We start from the raw sequence: 16330 nt of genomic DNA on the forward strand, positions 1-16330 counted from the left end.
GAGTGGTAGCACAGATCGCGGGGACTTCAAGACATGGGATTTTGTCTGAACGAATCTGTTAGGAATGTTCCATGAAGTTTGCTTCCGCTCTTTAGAATCGTTGAATCTAAACCAATCGGTTTATAAATTCGACAGGAAGATACGCTCAGGAGAAAGCATGACCCACGCAGACACCATTCTAAGGACGGGCCGAAAATTCGATCAGGTCCTACAAGGTGCGCGCGAGGTTTTCATGGCGGATGGCTTTGAAGGGGCAAGTGTCGACGACATCGCCCGAGCGGCAGGCGTTTCAAAGGCGACACTTTACAGTTATTTCCCTGACAAACGTTTGTTGTTTGTCGAAGTCGCCAGAACTGAATGCAGCAGAATGGCCGAGCGTGTCATCTCGATGATCGACGAGACAAAGCCTGTGCGTGAAGTTCTTATGATAGCAGCAACACAATTAACTGGTTTTCTGGTATCAGAGTTTTCACAACAGGTATTTCGCATTTGCGTCGCTGAACGCGACCGGTTCCCTGAACTTGGCAAAATTTTCTACGAAGCCGGGCCAAAGAACGGCCAACGGCATATGGCGGATTATCTTGAAAAAGCGGTCGCTAAAGGAGATTTGGCAATCGATAATATTCCGATCGCTGCAGCACAGTTTTCCGAGTTATGTAAGACACGCATTTGGAACAGAGCAGTGTTTGGCATTCAGTATTCGTTTACGCAACAAGAGATAAACGAAATTGCGACGAACGCTGTTGACATGTTCATGGCCCGTTACGGCACTTAGCACCTCGTTATGGCCTCGTCCTCTACGGGGATCACTGTCAGACAAATTATATGTCCAGGAAACCGAATGACGTGACCGTTCATGGGTTTGCTACCAGCGGTTTTTGCTAAAAACTGAGTGCCGTCAAGGTTGAAACTGACGTGCATCGCTGAAAACCCGATCACTTTGCGCGTTATCGGATATAAGGCTTTATAAGCGCTTTCCTTGACGCAGAAAAAACACTTGGCCATCGCTCCGCGATAATCTGATGGCTGTTGGTCCAACCAAGCAACTTCGTCGGGCCTGCACACTACGTTTTCCAGGTCGGGTGACAAATCGGTGTTGTGTTCGATATCGATCCCTATGCCAATCGCGGTGTGTGTTCGCGCCACCACCGATAAGCATATCCCTTCGCAATGGGTGATTGAACCAACAAGGCCTTCGGGCCAGATAGGGCTCCGGTCATTCGCCTTTGGAACCGCTTTTGGGGGTAGACCAATCCGTGACATTGCCATTCTGGCTGCTGCTCGACCTGCTGCAAATTCCAAGCGTCGTTTTGGAACGGCTCTAACAATCGCTGCGTCCTCTTCCGGAAACAACGCAGGGCTTGGTAAACTCGGATCGGTAGCGGCAACGCCGAACTCTGTACCCAGTATTTGCTGCACCAAGCCAGAAATTGCAGCTAAATCCGTCATACAGAAGATTGGCGGCGCGCTCGCATCTGCCGTCGTCTTGTCATCGCATCCTGACGTTCAGCAGCACGTTCGGCTTTGGCTTCGGCTGTTTCCTCTGGTTGCTTTGTTTCTACAGTTCCGCCGGTTTTCTGTTTCACGACCTCGACCAATGCCGACAATGTTGGGCAACGAAAAATATCGGTAATACTTAGTGTTGGAACGTCCAGTTCCGCACGAATTTCACGATGCGCTTGAACTGCAAGAAGAGAATGCCCTCCAAGGTCAAAGAAACTGTCCCTGGCCGTAACGCCGGAAACGCCTAAGATACGTTCCCAGATTGCCGCAATCATTTGCTGGGTACTTCCGCTCAGCGCCGGTTTCGCGTCGGCCGGTGCGCTTACCCGACGCGGTGCAGGCGCAGGTAAAGCCTTGCGGTCAATTTTTTTGTTTGGCGTCAAAGGAAAGCGTTCAAGTTTCACGAAATGTGAAGGAACCATGAATTCGGGAAGTTGTTCAGAAAGCGAAGTGCGCAACGTCGAATCCGATACCGGCCCATCTGTAACCATATATGCCACAAGCTGAACTACGGATGGCGTGTCTTCTCGAGCCAAAACAACTGACTGACGCACGCCGGGACAGGCATCCAGCAGGCTTTCTATTTCGCCTAACTCGATGCGGTAACCGCGCAACTTTACTTGATGGTCCGCCCGACCCAGAAAATCAAGCTTGCCGTCTGGCCGCCAGCGTACAAGGTCACCTGTACGGTATAAACGTGCGCCCGGAACATTCGAAAAAGGATCAGGAACAAACCGCTCTGCCGTCAGGTCTTCTCGTTGCCAATAGCCACGGGCGACTCCTGCACCTCCGATAAACAACTCTCCGACCGAGCCGATGGGAACCGGTGACATCGCATCGTCCACTACATAAACCTGCGTGTTTGCGATCGGCTTTCCGACATTTACAACCCCTGCAACGGGTGTCGCCATTTCAGTTGTCGACCAGATAGTGGTTTCGGTTGGGCCATACATGTTTTGAATGTCGGCTTGCGAGATCTTATTTAGCTCCGAAATCAACGCGCCTGGCAGGGCCTCGCCACCAATCAGCATGTGTTTCAGATGACCAAGAGCATAACGCGCCTCGTCATTCAATACCAACATTTGCGCCATGGAAGGCGTGCACTGCATATGAGTGACCTTATGGCGGATAATCTGCGCAGCGATGGAATGGTCGCTGTCGTCCAAGGCGGTTTCTTTGTTGGAAAGGCGCAACACCTCTGCCAGCGGTCGCAAGCCATCCAAGACCTGCGAAACTGGAATGCCGTAGTCGATCAGGCAAGTGATTTCGTCGACACCGATGCGTTTCAGTTCTTCGACTCGGTTCAAACAGTCTTCCACTGTTCCAAACAGTCCCGAGTCTTCAAAATATCTTTGAAAGGCAAAATCCAGAATCCCTTCCAATTCGTCTTCGGACAAGCTGCCTAGATCCAATTGGAATGGATTGGTGACGCCCTTTGGCTTTTTGAACGCTGGGAAAGCCCATGCATATTGCTTGATGAGCCCTGCCGCCGCCCTCAAGTAGTCTTTCATCGGCTCGCGAGCAGCTTCGCGCACAGATTCACGTTCATCGCCCACGAAGGTGTGCAGCATTAGAGTGATTGTGAAGTCCTTGGGATCATGACCAGCCTCTCGCAAAGCCTGGTGATAGATGCCAATTTTGCCGGCGACTTCTTGGATGCTTTGACCCAAAAGATGCGTCAACACATTGGCTCCGATAGCGCCCGCCTCGCGCCATGTATCGGGGTTTCCGGCTGTCGTTACCCAAATTGGCAGAGTTTTGGAAACAGGGCGTGGCTGTGTAACTACCCCGTGCATTTCACCAGACTTTGTTGGGAATTCTACCGTTTCACCAGCCCAGAGCTGCCGCAGGGTTGCGATCGAGTCCAACATCGCAGGTTTGTTTTCTGGCGGCGTATTCTCGGGCCGGAGAATAAAGTCATCCGGTTGCCAGCCGGACGCGATGGCTAGACCGGCCCGCCCGTTGGTCAAGTTATCAATGACAGCCCATTCCTCGGCAATTCTTGCAGTGTGGTGCAAGGGCGCAACGCAGCTGCCCGCGCGCACACTTATGTTGTTTGTGACGGCGGCTACTGCGGCGCCTGTGACAGAGGGGTTCGGATAGGGTCCGCCAAAAGCATGAAAGTGTCTTTCAGGGGTCCAAACAGCGCAAAATCCGTTCTGGTCTGCGAATTGTGCGCCTTCCAGAAGCAGCTTATATTTGTCCCGTCCAACTCCATCGTCGTTACCCCAATAGAATAGGCTAAAATCCATCCCGCGCCCGGTGATAGCCTTGGAGTAATCCGCATCACCAGCGACCAGTGTCCGGTTCTCGTCGTCGCTGAGAACGACTTTGAACCCGCGCGCGAGGGTCCAGAAAAGTTCAAGAACAGATATATCAAACGAGAGGCTGGTTACCGCCAACCAAACACCAGGAGGGTCGTGACGAATACGCCCGTCCATGCCAGTAAAGAAGTTTGAAACATTGCGGTGTTCGATCATTACCCCCTTAGGTCGGCCGGTCGACCCGGAGGTGTAGATCAGGTAGGCCAAATCGTCTGAGTTCACGCCGCTGTCGACATTTTCAGTAGGCGCACCGGCAATCCGCGGGTCAATATCCAATGCAAGAACCTGTGCCTCATGCGGTGGCAACTCTGTCGCCAACTCAGCATCGGTCACGACAACCTGAGCTCCACTGTCTTCAAGATACAAAGCTATGCGATCAGAAGGGTAGGTAGGGTCGATCGGAACATAGGCCCCACCAGCCTTGAGAATACCCAGCGCCCCAATAAGCAGTTCCGGTGATCGTTTTGTGTGAACACCGACCAAACTGCCCGGGCCAACTCCCATGTCGCGAAGCACATGCGCCACGCGGTTCGCCTCTGAATTCAGTTCCGTGTAGGTATATGTCCTATTTTCAAAGACTAAGGCCTCGGCCGTCGGGGTGCTTTTTACTTGGGCTTCAAACAATTGATGAACACAAGAGGTTTGGTCGTACTGTTGCTCTGTTTCGTTCCAATCCAACATAATCTGATGACGCTCGGGGTCAGGCAGGATGGGCAGTTCATCGACGGCTTTTTGCGCCATGCCGGGTTGAGTCAATACCTCCAACAGGCTTTCCAGTCGGGCCGATAACAGGCGCTGTGCTGATTCGTTAACATGCCCACCATCCACCATCAGGACAACCTGATCCCCGTTCTGAGCCAGCGTCAGACTGGTGTCAGGCACCAAACCCGCAGCAACAGAAGATGTAAGGCCAATGCGCGGCGTCTGGACTTCAGCCGGGATCCTTGCTGGAAGGTCGCAGGCGAATGCCCCACGTGCCAAAACCTGCGCTCGCTCGGCGTCAAACTCAGCACTTGCTGCGGTAAAACTTGTACCAGAATTGAACCGAACCGGCACCCAGGAGTTGAGGTAGATACTATCCTCGGAAACTCTTTGGGCCACGTCCAGAACATGTGCACCTGCGAGCCGACATAGCAATGCGGCTAACGCTCCATTGATTTGTCCCTCGGACAGACCTTTCGGTACGTGCAAAGTTTGCATGCGCGGCGCACCAGACTCCGCCGCAGTATTGATCAACGGAATTTCTGGATGACACATATTTTCCAGCCTTGTCCGCCAATATGGTTCGGACTTCAACGCCGCAATCAAATCAGCGTTGATCAATTGGGCATCTGCCGAAGTGGGCGAAGACAGAACCGTTGCGCCGTTTGCTACCGCATCGGCGGAAACCGAGGCGCCGAAGCAATCGCGAAACCCGCTTAGACTTATGGCGCCGTCACTTGTGGCAACTGTCAGACTGTCTTCCTCACGAGTTAAAATTGTGCCAGGGACGTCTGACGTGTCATTCGCTACGGCGACGGCCTTTCCGACCAACCAAAGCCTGCCGTTGTTTTCGATTTTGGCGCTGAAAAGTGGGTTCCAATATTCGCCGTGATCCAGTGCCCGAACCAGTGTGGTCAATTCTTTGGTCGGTTTTTCGAAGTCCAACCGGGCTCCGCCTGCAGGACGGGCGTCCCGCTTGAAATAACTACGCTGAGTAAGATCTTGCGGTGCCAGTGCCGGTTTGTCGCTAGCCAGCACCGACACGACCTCCGGAAAGCTTTCTATTGCGGCAGCATAACATTTTGCGTTCAGTGTCAGGGCTGTTTCTGCCTCATCGATGTCGAACAAACGTTGCGCAACGACATCGCCTTCATCCACACCGCCCGAGATAATGTGCCAAGTGATGCCGTGGCGACTTTCTCCGTTAAAAATAGCCCAGACCGGAGCATTCAAACCGGCATAACGAGGCAAAGGGCCATCGTGAAAGTTGACAGCGCTTATGCTCGCTCGGTCAAGCAAGGTTTGCGGCAGCAGGTCGAGATTTGCGATACTGAGCAGCCAGTCAAAAGCAACGTCTTTGAGGCGTTCCTCAAGATCCGGGCCAGGCGTGTAAACGGGTAGGGATTCAGCTTCGGCCCAAGCTCTGACGTCTTCGTTCCGAGTAACCACTCCCTGAATGCCATGACCCGCTTCGCGCAGCATCGTACCACATTGAATTACAAGAGATTCGTGGCCAATCAAGACAGTGGTAAAAGACATAGTTACTCTCCAACAACAGGATTTGCAGTATCGGCCCTTTTGTTCAGGTTTAGCGCTGCGCGAAAGAATGCACGCAAATCATGCCAAAGTAAGGTCGATAGAAAATAGGGTGAAACGCCGCGATCCTTTCGAGTTATCAGGCATCGCAGCCAATGTAAAAAACCTCCGAGCAAATGCACAAATGTCGCTGCTGACGCGTATAGGGCACCGTGGTTTTTTACAAAGTAATGCAAGCGCGAATCGTACCAATATTCCGGTACGCGTTTCCAGGTTTTCATTCCGGTAGACGCTGAACCGATGTGCATGACTTCGCTCGAGCGCACGTAATCGGTTCTATAACCCGCCTGTGCGGCACGCCGGCAAAGATCTGTTTCCTCGAAGTATAAAAAAAACGTTTCGTCAAAGACGCCGATCTCGGAAAGCACGCTTTCGCGCATCATCAAACTTGCGCCTGCCAGCCAGTCTACTGGTTGTGTTTCGGTTGGAATGGCGACGGGAACAGCCTTATCAGCCAGCAATCGGCTGACCGGTCCGAAATTGATTGCACCTTCAAATTCGCTGGCAATTGACGGAAAGCGAAAACTAGTCAGATGCGGATCGCCATCTTCGCCATAAATATAGCTACCCGCAAAACCTGCCTTTGGCGTCGCTTCCAGATGGTCCAGCAGCAAGCGTATGGCATTAGGCGCTGGAAAGGCGTCCGAATTTACTATGTATAAATAATCCGGTCGCGTCCCGTCGCTCAGGCCTGAGCGGATTCCGACATTGTTACCTGCGCCAAATCCGCCGTTGTGACCTGACTGAATGACCCGGACCAGGCCGTCCTTGTCCCAGCCCAGTTTGGTGACCTGGCCTAAGATTTCTTCGAACGAACCGTCCTTTGAGTCGTTGTCGACGATAATCATTTCACCATCTATACCCTCCATTGCCGCGCGAACGGCTTCAGCCGCGCGCAGGGTCATTTCTGGCGTTTTGTAGTTCAGGAGTATTGTTAGGAGGCGGGGGTCAGACATCGTTTCTCGGCCTCATCCAGGCATTGTTTCATTCTAGAGGCAAGAACCCGCACATTTGGTTCCAAGACCATCGAGTCGTGATCACCGGGGACTTCAAACACCTCAATTTTGGGCGCCCATGGTGTCCAGTCGTTGTCGTGGGTGATATAGTCCCGTTCGTGATTGATTAGACGATCCTGAGCGACCTGCCATTTACCGACCAGTGGCGGGCGAAAAAGGGTAAGTGGACCCGACCAAGGTTTAAGCGGATATGCAGCCACACTTTCAAGGAACGCCTCCTCGATAGCGGCATCATGGAACTGCTGGCCGTCGGCTTCGGCAGTTGAACCCGGTTGACGCTTCTGCATTTCCCACGCAATTCGGTTTTTGACCCATTCGACGGGGTAAGCAGGTCCACGTTCGCGCAACTCGAGCAATTGGATCATCATGCGATCACGACGGGTTACTGAGGGCCGCACAGGCAAAGGCGTGTCCAACATGACCAGAGAGCTGACTTCTTCGCCTGCAGCCGTAAGCTGTTGCGCAATTTCGTATGCTGTAATTCCGCCACCGGAAAAACCACCCAGCATATAAGGCCCACGTGGCTGGACCTGACGTATTTCAGCGATGTAGTCGCGAGCCGCTTCCTGCAGATCGCGGTGAGGTTCTTCATCGCCATATAGGCCTCTAGCCTGGAGCCCATAGAACGGACGATCAGTGCCGATAAGATGTGCAAGATGTCGAAGGTTCAGCACGTTACCGAACATGCCTGCCACCAAGAAGAATGGCGTTTTCGGACCACCTTCTCCGCTATGCATTGGCACCAGATGGGTGAACCTGCGTTCAGGGGCAGAAGGTGCATCGTCTGCAGCCTTTTCGTCGCCTTCTTTTGGAACCCCACGTGCGGCAATAAGCTCGGCGCATTTACGAATTGTAGGGGCCTCAAATAGAACCGAGATTGGAAAGTCCACATTGTACGTTTTGCGAATTTGGGCAAACAGACGCACGGCGATCAAGGAATGACCGCCCAGATCGAAGAAGCTGTCTTCGACCCCGATCTGATCGACACCAAGCAATTCCTGCCAAAACCCTGCTAAACGAACCTCGATATCATTTTCCGGAGCAACAAAATCCGAATCCAATTCGGGACGCTGGAACTTTTGGTCGGACCCGGTGTTATCAGCGGTGGTTTCACCCGCCTGATCGATCAAGCCGACAAGATCGAGAGAAGACAGGATTACTTGTGACTGATCTGAAGCCAAAGCACGGAAGAACAAATCGGGACCTTCGCTGGCCAAAATGCCTTGAGACAAGTTGTGGCGAAGGCGTTCTTCGGCTGGCGACAGTGGGGCAGGCGTATCCAGTTCACCGGATTGAGCGGGTGTGGCTTCAGAAGATGCAAATCCGGCAGTGTCCTCCATCCGGCGGATAGAAAACCCTTCGACCTCTACGCAAATCGATCCGTCGGGCGTGGCTATCGTCACGTCGAAACTGGCAACTTCGCCGTCCGCTCTGTTGTCTCCGGCGTTACGAACCCAGCTTACGATTTCGGCGGGCAAGGGTTGATACACGCGGATCGATCGGTATGACACCGGAACCCATAAATGAGTGGGTTCGTATCCTTCAATTAGCGCCATGGCCCAGCCGGTTGCCAGATCCATCAATCCTGGATGCAATTGGTACCCGTCCGTCACATCGCTGCGTAGATCATCGGTTAACGCAAGTCTGGCAAGCCCTTCTGCTTGACCAATTGCCGCGGATGTCAGGACTTTCCACCGCGGACCAAAAGCCAGATGCGCTTCCTGATAGGATCGTAAACGTCCCCCTTCTGGAGCATGACGGGCCTCTGCGCACCGCGCGGCGATTGCAGAAATGTCAATTGGTTCGACCTCGGCCAAGGGCATCAAGGACAGACTGGCCTGGGCGTTCATTTCAAATGCTGAATCTTCTGCCGCGCTTTCGACAACAAAATCATACCCGACGTCACTGCGAGGTAAACGCAGCCGGACTTTCTGATGTTCAGTGTTGGAAACGGCCAGAGGTCGCAGGAAGTAAAGGTCGCGAATTTCAAACGGTGCGAGTTCGCCCTGTACGCTAAGCGCTTCGGTGGCCATTTCCAGATATCCGGTTCCTGGGACTAGTGCATCGCCTGCCTTGGTTCTGTGTTCGTTCAAGAACCATCGATTGTTGGCGTTGTAAGTCGCGGTGAAAATCCGGTTCCCTGCGCGGTCGAATGTCGCTTCATCCAGCATCGGGACGTCGGTCGGTTCGCTTGGAGCAGGCGTACCACCTGTTCTAGCCTCCATTGCGTCTGCCGCCATGCCCACATCGGACCAGATACCCCAGTTAATTGCTGTGACTTTTGTTTTGTCACCAGATCTCGAGCGGGCATAGGCATTAAGATATTCATTCGCCGAGACATAATCGACCTGCCCGATGGGGGCCGTTGCCGTAGAAGTAGAAGAGAACAGTACAAGCCAATCGAGGGATCCGTCCGGAAACAACTGATCGATCACCTGCGTGCCATGAACCTTTGGCGTGAAAACGTCTTCTATTTCCATCATCGACTTTGTCATGATGGGCGCGTCATCGATTAAGCCAGCAGCGTGGATGACGCCATTGATCGCGCCAAATTCCTTTCCAACCTGTTCTATAGCAGCCCGCATTTCCTCAACGTTCGACACGTCTGCAGTGACGGTCATGATCTGTCCGCCTGCGGCTTCAAGCTGTTCTATAGCTCGGATGCGGCGGACATAGGTGTCTTGAGGAGAGCTGTTTCCAAGAATGCGGGGCCATTGGTCACGCGGCGGCAGCCCGGAACGGGACAAAAGCACAATTTTTGCGGCGCATCGTTTGATAAGTGCCTCAGCCAGTGTAAGGCCAATGCCACCAAATCCACCAGTAATGAAATAAGTGCCGCCGTCACGCAGCGGAAGATCTTCGGGCACAGGATCGGGTAGAAGTCGCGCGCGGTATCCTTGCTCCAAGCGTTTTCCGTCACGAAGGGCTGCTGTCCAGTTACCGGGTTCAGCAAGTAAGTCTTCCAAGACCTGATTTGAAAGGTCTTCGGAAATCTCGGGTGGTTTGCGCCTGTCGCCCTGCTGAGGGAGGTCGACGTCCAGCACACCGCAGGTGATACCAGGGTATTCGCGCGGGATGACACGGGCCGGCCCGGTCAAAGTAGCCTTTTCTGGGTAGGGCAGGCCCTCGTCCTTGACTTTCAAAGCTCCGGAGCAAAGGACGTTCATGTGAATCGGTCCGCGCAAGTCCTCTTCTCCGATCGCCTGAGCGAGAAAGAATAAGCTAAAGAAACCTTGCTCAAGGTTGCGATGGAAAAAGCTGCTGCCAGGGCGGAAGCTTTCGCTTTGTGTTAACAACCAGCCGTGAACAATCCGGGTAGGGCTGCGATCACGGGAAGCTAAATCGGCCAGAAGCGCCTGATATCCTTCGCGACCTCGTTCAGGGGCAATACGGTATTCATTGTCGCCGGTCCGGACAAAGGCGTCGCCTGTTGTAACAGTTGTTACCGAATGCCCTGCCTTGCGCAGGCGAGACGCGACTTGGTCGCACAATCCTGACTTGTCCGCAAAAATCAGCCAGTTTTCAGCCTTAGTGTCGGTCAGATCGCCTGTGACATCGATATCGCAATTTGCGTATCGCGGTGTCCACGCAACGCGGTACCCCCAATCCTCGGGATTTTCTGAGCGCATCAACCACTGAGATTTGGACTCTGCCGCTGCTGCCTTGCCGGGTTCGATAAAATAAGATGAACGCTGGAAGGCATAGGTCGGAAGCGGAACGCGGTTGCGGTGTGCCTCTCCCCAAATCTGGCTCCAGTCAATGCGACCGCCCAATGCCCAGATCCGTCCAAGCATGGCCATGAAATACGCATCGTCGGCAACGGTGTCGTCGGGGTGGCGTAAACTTCCAATCACCTGATTTGCATCGACCTTGTCATGTTGGCCAGTAAGCGAAGCAAGAGCTTTACCTGGGCCGACTTCAATAAAGATGCGTTCAGGGTTTTCCGCCAATGTGCCAATGCAGTCTGCGAAATGAACTGTTCCACGAAGGTGCCGTACCCAATATTCAGGGTCTGTAGCCTCAGCTTCGGTAATCCACGTCCCGCTGTGGTTCGAAGGAAAGGGAATCTTTGGTGGATTCAAAGTGATTGAACGCAGGTAGTCGCCAAAATCCTTTAGAATCGGCTCCAGCATCCGCGAATGGGCCGCTATATCAATCGGGATCCGTTGATAGTCGACATCAAGTTTAGCCAATCGTTCCTGCAACTCATCCAGCGCGGCCTGTGGTCCCGTAGCAACGGCCAGACCAGGTGCATTTACAGCGCCTAGATCAAGATGATCACCCAACAATGGGCGCAACTCATCCGCTGGCAATGGAACGCTGAGCATTCCACCTGCAGGCACGGTGTCGAACAACTTACCCCGTAAATGAACCAAGCCGATGCAGTCTTCGAATGACATGACTCCAGCTACACAAGCCGCAGTATTTTCTCCCATTGAGTGCCCTACGAGTGCAGCAGGCTTAACCCCCCAAGCCATCCACAACTGTGCCAGTGCGTATTCAGTGATCATTATAAGCGGCAGCTGCACCGATGGCTTCTTAAGTCGTTCTTCGGCCTTGGTTTTTTGCTCTGGCTCGGGCAGCCAGATAGACCGAATGTCATAGTCCAACATGGGCTGCAGTATATCCAGTCCCTTGTCCATCCAGTCTGCAAATACCGGCTCTGTCTCATACAGGTCCCGTGCCATGCCGGCATATTGAGCTCCACCTCCGGGGAACATGAACACATGCTCCGGATTGTCTGAGATCACAGAATGCGTGAAAACTCTGCGGGGGTCGTTTTCCTGCAATAACTCGATCGCCTGGTCGTGGTTCTCTGCAACGAGGACCCGACGTTTTTCAAACCCGCGCCGCCCCTCTTTCAATGTCCATGCAATGTCGGCAAGGTCCTGATCTGGATGAGAGCGTAAGTGATCGGTCAACAACTCCGACCCCCGATCCAAAGCCTTTTTTCCTCTGGCCGACAAAGTCAAAAGCTGGAATGGCCAATCGGATTGGTCCGATTCAGATCGTGCGGGAGCTTCTTGCAGGATTGCATGCGCGTTGGTACCGCCTACACCTAGCGAATTGACACCGGCTCTACGTGGTCCGTTTCGGGGTACCCAATCCGTCAGTTGGTCGTTGACCAAAAATGGGCTGTGATCAAAATCAATCGCCGGATTTGGTTTTTCATAACCTAGGCTGGGCGGCAATTGCCGATTGTGCAACGACAACGATGCCTTGATCAGACTCGCGACGCCAGCTGCGGTATCAAGGTGACCGATATTGGTTTTGACCGAGCCTAACCTGCAAAAAGCTTTCTTTTGCGATGTTTCGGAAAAGGCTTTGGTCAGGGCGGCAACTTCGATTGGATCTCCCAGATAGGTGCCAGTGCCATGGCACTCGACGTAGTCGATGGTGTCGGCTTTTACATCTGCCATAAGATGTGCTTCGGCGATTGCCGCGGCTTGGCCATCCACGGACGGTGCCAGATAGCCGGCTTTGTCCGAGCCATCATTGTTGATCGCGGTCCCGCGGATCACGCTCCAGATATGGTCTCCGTCCTCAAGGGCATCTGACAATCTGCGCAATACTACCATTCCCGCACCCGATCCAAAGACAGTTCCCTGTGCGCGATGGTCAAAAGCGTGGCATTGTCCGTCTGGCGACAGCACCTCGCCCTCTTTGTATATGTACCCGCGATTCTGCGGCAGTTCGATTGTGACGCCACCTGCCAGAGCCATGTCGCATTCGCCCGTCATCAAAGCTTGGACGGCGTAATGAGCTGCTACCAATGATGTCGAGCAGGCTGTCTGAACGTTTACGCTGGGGCCCTTAAGATCAAGAATGTGGCTGACGCGAGTGGACAAAAAATCCTTGTCGTTCCCAGTGTGTCGCAGCAGGAACATACCAACGTCTTCGACCAGATCCGGGTTGGAACAGACGTTGAAGTAAAAGTAGCTACCCATCCCGCAACCTGCGAAAACGCCAATCGGGCCGGGGAAATTCTCGGGTGGGTGGCCAGCGTTTTCGAGGGCCTCCCAAGCAACTTCCAGCAATTGCCGATGTTGTGGGTCCATAATTGCGGCCTCTTTTGGTGAGAGGCCAAAGAACTCGGCATCAAATTGATCAAACCCGTCGAGTGGAGCGGCAAATGGGACATAGTCAGGGCGCTCAAGCAGGTGCGGAGCCTCTCCTGAATCCAATAGTGTTTGTTTGTCAATTTCACGGATCGACTCGATGCCGTTCCGCAAATTTGACCAGAAAGTTTCGATCGAACCCGCGCCAGGAAAATGCGCTGCCATTCCAACAATCGCGATGTCGCCATCCCGAACGTCAATACTCACTTTTGAACCATCCATAACAATAACCAAGTGTGTCCAGAACGCCCATCACACTGCGTCACGCTTACCCTAAAAAACTACAAAGGTCCAAATCGCGTCTTTAGGTTGGCGTGAGCAAATACTGTTCAACTTAAGTCTTTCGAATTGAAACTGATCCCAATGACAGCAGTTTAACAAGGAACAAGCCGGAAATATGGCCATTCCATCAAAATTTTTTCGTAGCCCAGACTGGTGTAATTTTGCTGCATTATAAGCGACAGTCTTTGCTTTTTCTACTGATTGTCGCGTTGTTTGATCGGCCGGTCGAGATCGTTGAGGCAGTCGACGGAAATGACAAGTTGCCAACTTTGTTTGACGCTATTTGAAGACTTTTTGGGATCAATTGACCCACTATGAAAGAATCGGTGGGATTGACAAAGATGATCGAGAAACAATTGCTCTTTGAGGGCGGAATTGGGTTGAATTCTTGCATTGTGTAACCGAGGCCGCATTTCGTTGATTGCCAAAGTTGGCAAGATCACCGGTCAAATTTGGCAGGGTTTTCGTTTGCGAAACTTTATGTGATTTTCTCAATTAACTCGAAAATTTCTAACTGATTACCCAGTGGTAGGGATTGCCTAAAAACCGAACATAGCCCGTGACAAATGGTCTTTTCTGATCCGCCACCTCTGACAGAAGACTTTTCACTATGTTGCTTCGGTCACCATAGGCTGATAACCCAATCGAGTAGTTTGAGCGACTTTTCTGCAAGGTCGCAGTATTGTTTGTTATCAGGTGAGCTCAGTAATGACTGCAGCAAGGTGCAATGCAAAATTAAGTTGCGTGATCTGCCAACGCCAGCAGGCCAATCCGAGCGAATCGCAGTTTGAAACATGCCTCAACTCTGTGACCGCGTTCATATCGGCTGGATCAAATCCGTGGCAGACGTCTCAAACTCGTCTAATTTTGTTGTAAGATGGCGTAAAGATGCGGTGTGGTATGTGGTTACACCGTAAGTAAAAGAGTAAAAAAGTTGAACATTCGCTCAGGCCATATTCCTGGCAACCAAACAACTGGTAGCTCATTGGATATATATACGGATCACTTCGGTTTGACCGAGCGACCGTTTTCGCTCGTGCCCGACCCAAGTTTTTTGTATTGGTCGGCGTCTCATCAGCGTGCATTTACGATGCTGGAATACGGTATTCTGACGCGCGCGCCTATAACCTTGATTACTGGCGAGGTCGGTTCGGGTAAGACAACCCTTGTTCACCATCTCCTCAAGTCCGTTGATCAGGATGTTAGGATTGGGTTGGTTTCGAACGCTCATGGTGATCGCGGAGAATTGCTGCGATGGGTGTTAATGTCGCTAGGTCAACCTGCGCCTTTCGACGCGACATACGTCGATTTGTTCGCGGAATTTCAAACTTATCTAATCGAACAGTATTCTCTGGGGCGCAGGGTCATTCTTATCTTTGACGAGGCCCAGAACCTAAGTACGGAATCTCTGGAAGAGCTCAGGATGTTTACCAACATCAATTCCAATAAAGATGAGCTATTACAGCTGGTTTTAGTGGGGCAGCCAGAATTGCTTGACATGATCCGCCACCCAAAAATGCGGCAATTTGCGCAACGGGTGGCTTCCAGCTTCCACTTGCATTCAATGGATTCGAAGACGGTGCGAAAATATATTGGTCATCGCCTCTCAGTCGCCGGTGCGAAACGAAATATGTTTAGCCGGGCCGCCACCGATCTGATTTATGAGATGACGGGCGGTGTGCCACGTTTGGTGAATCAGCTCTGCGACCTTTCAATGGTCTATGCTTTCACCCGGGGCAACAAAAGTGTCGTCGGGCACACTGTGCAAAAGGTTCTGGACGATGGCGCATTCTTCGCCACGTATTTGCCCGCAAGAGAAAGTGAACAACCTTCATGATGAGCGAAGTACGGTTTTATCTGTCCCTTTTCTTTCGGCGCTTCCATTATTTAGCGTTGATTGTGATTGGGTGCGCCGCAGCTGGTATAATACTGGCGTTTGCGCTCCCTCCGGTGTATCGCGCCGAGGCCAGATTGGTCGTTGAATCTCCTCAGATCCCCGGTGATCTCGCCTCTTCAACAGTGCAGGCCAGTGGATATGAGATACTTGAGGTTATTCAGCAGCGCTTGTTGACCAGATCAAATATACTAAGTTTATCAGAGCGTTATGAAGTTCATGCTGACGATCCAAGCATAACCCCTGACAATATTGTCAAAGACATGCAAGAGCGGATCACGATCCAAATCCCTTTGGAAACTTACAACAACCGTGACCGAGCCTTTTTTGTAACGGTCTCTTTCGACGCCCCTAGCGGTGAAATGTCTGCAGATGTAACCAATGATCTGGTTGCACAAATTCTCGAACAGAATACTGCTTTGCGGACGGATGTCGCCGGTCAAACACTTGAGTTTTTTGTCGGAGAAGTCGCTAGGCTTGACCAGGAACTAGCCGAACAGGGCTCTAGGATTCTAGAGTATCAAGAAGCCAACAAGGATTCACTGCCTGACAGCCTGGAGTACAGACGCAACAGGCAAACTTCTTTGCAGGAACGCGTGGTGCAATTGGACCGGGAATTATCTGGCCTGAGGGACCGGCGTGCTCGTTTGGTTGAAGTATATGAACGCACAGGTCGGCCGGACTTTTTGGGGGAGAGCTTGACCCCAGAGCAACGGCAGTTGCGACAGCTTCAAGACCAGCGGGCGTCAGCTCGGGTGATCTATTCAGAAGATCATCCCAGAATAAAATCTTTGGACGGGCAAATCGCGGCGCTTGAGGCCGCAAACATCAAACTGGGCTTGGGAACGGAAACAGCACCCAATATTACTGCATTTGAACTGCAACTCGCGGACC

7 protein-coding genes are annotated in these 16330 nt (G+C 52.4%); 3 read left to right on the forward strand and 4 right to left on the reverse strand.

Annotated elements, in window-relative coordinates; translation table 11 throughout:
* Positions 1-157: 157 nt before the first annotated feature.
* Complete coding sequence (locus AC2FNE_RS13540) at positions 158-775, forward strand: TetR/AcrR family transcriptional regulator (protein ID WP_170480110.1); 618 nt, start codon at positions 158-160, stop codon at positions 773-775.
* On the opposite strand, the gene AC2FNE_RS13545 is transcribed toward AC2FNE_RS13540, so the two are convergent.
* The 4 genes from AC2FNE_RS13545 to AC2FNE_RS13560 are packed head-to-tail and all read right to left on the reverse strand — an operon-like array spanning position 772 to position 13482.
* Positions 772-1449, reverse strand: coding sequence for a 4'-phosphopantetheinyl transferase family protein (locus tag AC2FNE_RS13545; protein WP_496805571.1), 678 nt, complete (start codon positions 1447-1449; stop codon positions 772-774). The genes AC2FNE_RS13540 and AC2FNE_RS13545 overlap by 4 nt on opposite strands.
* Positions 1446-6068 carry a MupA/Atu3671 family FMN-dependent luciferase-like monooxygenase gene (locus AC2FNE_RS13550; RefSeq protein ID WP_496805572.1) on the reverse strand — a complete coding sequence of 1541 codons (4623 nt, stop codon included), beginning with the start codon at positions 6066-6068 and terminating at the stop codon, positions 1446-1448. The genes AC2FNE_RS13545 and AC2FNE_RS13550 overlap by 4 nt, the downstream gene beginning before the upstream one ends.
* Positions 6069-6070: 2 nt before the next feature.
* Positions 6071-7081: a glycosyltransferase family 2 protein gene (locus AC2FNE_RS13555; protein WP_170605713.1), complete on the reverse strand. Its 1011-nt coding sequence runs from the start codon at positions 7079-7081 to the stop codon at positions 6071-6073.
* Positions 7060-13482 (reverse strand): type I polyketide synthase, encoded by a 6423-nt coding sequence (locus tag AC2FNE_RS13560; protein WP_496805573.1) that lies wholly within the window; start codon positions 13480-13482, stop codon positions 7060-7062. Before AC2FNE_RS13560 ends, AC2FNE_RS13555 begins: the two co-directional genes overlap by 22 nt.
* A 994-nt stretch (positions 13483-14476) precedes the next feature.
* Between AC2FNE_RS13560 and AC2FNE_RS13565 the strand changes: the two genes are divergently transcribed.
* Both AC2FNE_RS13565 and AC2FNE_RS13570 read left to right on the forward strand, forming a co-directional pair.
* Entirely contained in the window at positions 14477-15379 is a 903-nt protein-coding gene (locus tag AC2FNE_RS13565) for an ExeA family protein (protein WP_170480117.1), read from the forward strand.
* Positions 15376-16330, forward strand: a 955-nt coding sequence (locus tag AC2FNE_RS13570) for a Wzz/FepE/Etk N-terminal domain-containing protein (RefSeq protein WP_496805574.1), incomplete at its 3' end; no start/stop codon positions are given. The genes AC2FNE_RS13565 and AC2FNE_RS13570, both read left to right, overlap by 4 nt.

The organism is Ruegeria sp. YKSD179, assembly GCF_059612885.1.